We start from the raw sequence: 3636 nt of genomic DNA on the forward strand, positions 1-3636 counted from the left end.
CCCCCTACCCCCCACAAGAAGGGCGGCTCCGCCCCCTCCTTGACCTCCCCTGCAAGGGGACCAGTCCCCTTGACCCCGTTTATCTTACCCACCAAAAGTTTATGCACCCGAAGTCTCTGAGAAAACCCAAGGGGGGCGTCTTATTATTTCCTTGACCACCACCACTTGCCTACTTTTTTTATGGTCTTGCGCAACAGGAAGCCTCTGATAAAACCCAGGGGGTCGCCTTTTATTTCCCTGACCACCTCCACTGGCTGCCCCTGTATAATGTCATCAAATGGCCGTATTACACTGCAAAAGTTGTACTTCATCACGGTGTCCATGTAGGACATCATAGTGCCGGTCCACTTGTTGGTTCTGATCAGGTGGTCGTAGATCAGTATTTCGCCGTTGGGTTTCATGACCCGCACGACCTCGGCAAAGGCCCTCTGCGGGTCATAGACGCACGTGAGAAAGAGGTCAAGGATTGCCTTGTCAAAGGTATCTGCGGGGAAGTCCAGGTGTTCTGCATCCATGATAGTCAGGCGGATGTTTTGACCGTTACCCTGGAGCTTCAGTTTTGCTGCCGCTATGCCCAGCATTACTTCGCTGATGTCAACTCCATCCACCACGACATCATTGGGCAGATACGGCAAGTCGTAACCGCTGCCAATCCCCGGTATAATCACCCTGTCGGCAGGTCTGAAGCTGCACATCTGTATCGCCTTTTTTCTCCAGCCTCTCAGTGGCAACATCATCATCGGATAGAAAAACGGTATGAACGTGTTAAACGATAACTGCTTGAATTTATTTTTAAGATCAAATTCCATAGTAGTCTATTATAACATACAACACGGTAAGAAGGGGTCAAGGGGTCAGCGACCCCCGGCTTAGTAGGGGGCTGGCCCCCTTGCAGGGGGTTCTGAAGGGGGCCAGGTGCGCATTGAGCCGGGGGGCGCTGACCCCTCCTGGAGCGCCAAGAAGCGGAGCCGCCCCTTTCTTTCCTTCTTCTTAGGGGGGTGAACTATTACGAAAGTGGCAGTTTGCGGCAGGTGTGCCCCACCGCCTACAGCACGGACAAGGCCTTCATCAGACACTCCTTTTTCTTGAGGTCGAGGACATCCGTGAACTTTACGGCAACCTTTATGTACTCGGGGTCCTTGTAGCCTTCCAGGACCTCTATCCTGGCCACGAGGCCGTTGATCTCCATGATGCTGCTGTCGGCACCCAACTCCAGAAACACCAACACGCTGCTCGATATCTGCGGGTAGGGCGCATTGACCTTGAACAATCCCAACATCCCCCCCATGCTCACGTCCAACAGTATCCCCGTGCTGACATACGAATCAAACGCCAACGACACAAGCTCGCTCTTCCTGTCCACGCTAAGACGCGAAAACCTCCGCATGTCCTCGTTGAACATCGATAGCCGAATGTAAAACGTTGTGCCATCCCCCGGCCTCGAATCAAACGTTATCTCCCCATTGTGCCACTTCATCACCTGATGCGCTATGTTCATCCCCACGCCGCGACCACGACCCTTGGCGCTCTCAAAGGGCAAGAAAAACCTCGACACCACCTTCTCCGGTATCCCGCCGGCGTTGTCCCTGATTTCGATGACCGCGTAATCACCTTCCTGGTACGTCCGAAACTCTATCACACGTACATCCTGCTGACGCCTTTGCCACTCCTCCCACACGTTCTTGACTATGTTAAAAAGCACCTCCTCACGAATCGCAAACTCATCACACAACAACTCCAAACCCTGAGCAAATTCATGACGGATCGTTACCTCGGCATTGTTAAATTTGGCCAACCGACTGAGCTTCTCCGATACCGTCAATACGATGTCACTGATGTTGCTCCTCTGCATCTCACACTTCAGACTCGTCAGCTTCAGGAAGTCCTCACTGAGCAAACTGATTTCGTTAAATGCCTCGTTGAGCGTCGATTGCTTTTCGGCATCGTCTATGTCGTTGTCGAACAACGTAAGTATCCCGGTAAATGCCTTGTTCTTTATGGCGTGCGCCTTACGACGCTCGATGCTATGCCACTCCTGCAAGTAAATAATCGGCGCAAAATACTCCCCGATGTCGCGAAATAAATCTACATCTGCCTGATGCGGCTCCCGCTCCATCAAAAACTCTATGCACCCAAACGTCGTGTTCAGGAAACTCAACGGCTTGGCTATTATGTGCGCAATCTCAAACCCCGTCCTCTGCGCCGGATAATGAAAGTACGTCGGATACGACGGCGCATACGTTATGATCTGCTTCCTCTCACGTATGCACTCCCCCGCTATGCTCTCCCAGGGTACCGACAGATTCAATAACACCTTCTTGTTCTCCTTGATGTAACAAAAGGTAGGAAACCCCCGGTCCACAAACACCGTCAACGTCTGAAACGTATCTATCGCCTTACGACAATAATCATTGATCCGGTCCAATATCTCTTCCAAACTATCAGACGTCTCAGCAATCCTTGATATCTCACGCAACATTACATAGGATTATACCGCCTCTCCCTGAGTGTTGTCAAATGCTAAGATTTTGCCATCTTTGCCGAAGGCTGCAAACGTAGAACGGGTCGGGACGACCCTTTCTACATTCCCCCCGCACACCCTCCCACCCCCACTTCAACCCACCCCCCCAGCCCTTTACGGGGTCAAGGGGGCTGGGCTCCCTTGTGGAGGGGTCTGTGGGGAGGCAACGCCTCCCATTCTCTCTTTCTCCTTCCCTTGTTCTTTTACCCTGAAGAGCCTAAGGACGGGGAAGTTGTTGTACACCTCTTCATATAACTCTCTGTCGTAATTGCCCAGGACGTACATCTGATTGAAGTTTGAGGCATAGACCTCTTCGTTGAGCAAATAGAGCGCAAAGACATCCCGCCCCCGCACAAACAACTCAAGATACAGGCCGTCACTGCGTGGATAATCAACCTGCTTGATGACCGCACCATCACGGATGTATATGGCCTTTTTTATGGGATAAGCGTTGTTGACAACGCCCCTGACCATGTCCACCTGATACTTGTTGCAACCATAGACGCTGTTTACAAACGTGTTGCACTGCAAATACACAAGGACAAGCTCACTCCTGGCAGAATGACGCACCGGATCAACCCCGCGGATAGAGTATATCCACGAAAACTTGAGGATCATATCCCGCGTAAACAACAGATACAGCCTGTCGTTTCTGACGTCGTCCAGGACGGAATTAACGGTGCGACCATCCAGGATGGCCTCAGGGGTTACAGAGGAGCCATTGCCGTTTAACAGGCTTATGACGTTGTACAGCTCGACCTGACTTTTGGACGTAAGCCCGTGAGCGATCAGATAGGTCTTGTTGCCTCTCTGTGCGCCGCCGTCTATAAAGGTGGCAAATCCGCCAATGTCCTCTATGGCATAGCCGTTGTCCCACCACGACAGGACAGTCGAGTTCAACGGCAGACGGCTTTTCAGATACAACAGGTCTGTGTACGTCTGTGGAGTTACCGATGGCGCGGGGACGTAATCATAACCGGTCTGTCCTAGTATCGACAGGCAAAACACAACGGCCAGGGCATATGGCAGCAGCTCCTTCAGACGTGGCCGCTTGACGTGCAACTTTCCAAGGACAAAGCCCGCACCAGCCGTCAAGGCATACCCATATCCAACCC

Annotated in this window: 2 protein-coding genes and 1 pseudogene; all 3 read right to left on the minus strand. The window is 52.1% G+C overall.

Annotated elements, in window-relative coordinates; genetic code table 11:
- Window positions 1-143: 143 nt before the first annotated feature.
- The gene (locus HWQ67_RS14400; protein ID WP_218253385.1) at window positions 144-809 is read right to left on the minus strand and encodes a class I SAM-dependent methyltransferase; all 666 of its coding nucleotides are present in this window, start codon (window positions 807-809) and stop codon (window positions 144-146) included.
- Window positions 810-1045: 236 nt separating this feature from the next.
- A complete protein-coding gene (locus tag HWQ67_RS14405) occupies window positions 1046-2479 on the minus strand; it encodes an ATP-binding protein (protein WP_218253386.1) in 1434 nt (477 codons plus the stop codon).
- Between the two features lie 156 nt (window positions 2480-2635).
- Window positions 2636-3636 (minus strand): annotated as a pseudogene (locus HWQ67_RS14410) (hypothetical protein); the annotation flags it as partial.

This window comes from Candidatus Magnetobacterium casense, assembly GCF_019173545.1.
In the GTDB taxonomy this organism is placed as follows: domain Bacteria; phylum Nitrospirota; class Thermodesulfovibrionia; order Thermodesulfovibrionales; family Magnetobacteriaceae; genus Magnetobacterium; species Magnetobacterium cryptolimnobacter.

Bases quoted from the DNA above. Each gene is read 5' to 3' on its own strand.
- HWQ67_RS14400 (WP_218253385.1), bottom strand. From the start codon at position 809: ATGGAATTTGATCTTAAAAATAAATTCAAGCAGTTATCGTTTAACACG.
- HWQ67_RS14405 (WP_218253386.1), bottom strand. From the start codon at position 2,479: ATGTTGCGTGAGATATCAAGGATTGCTGAGACGTCTGATAGTTTGGAA.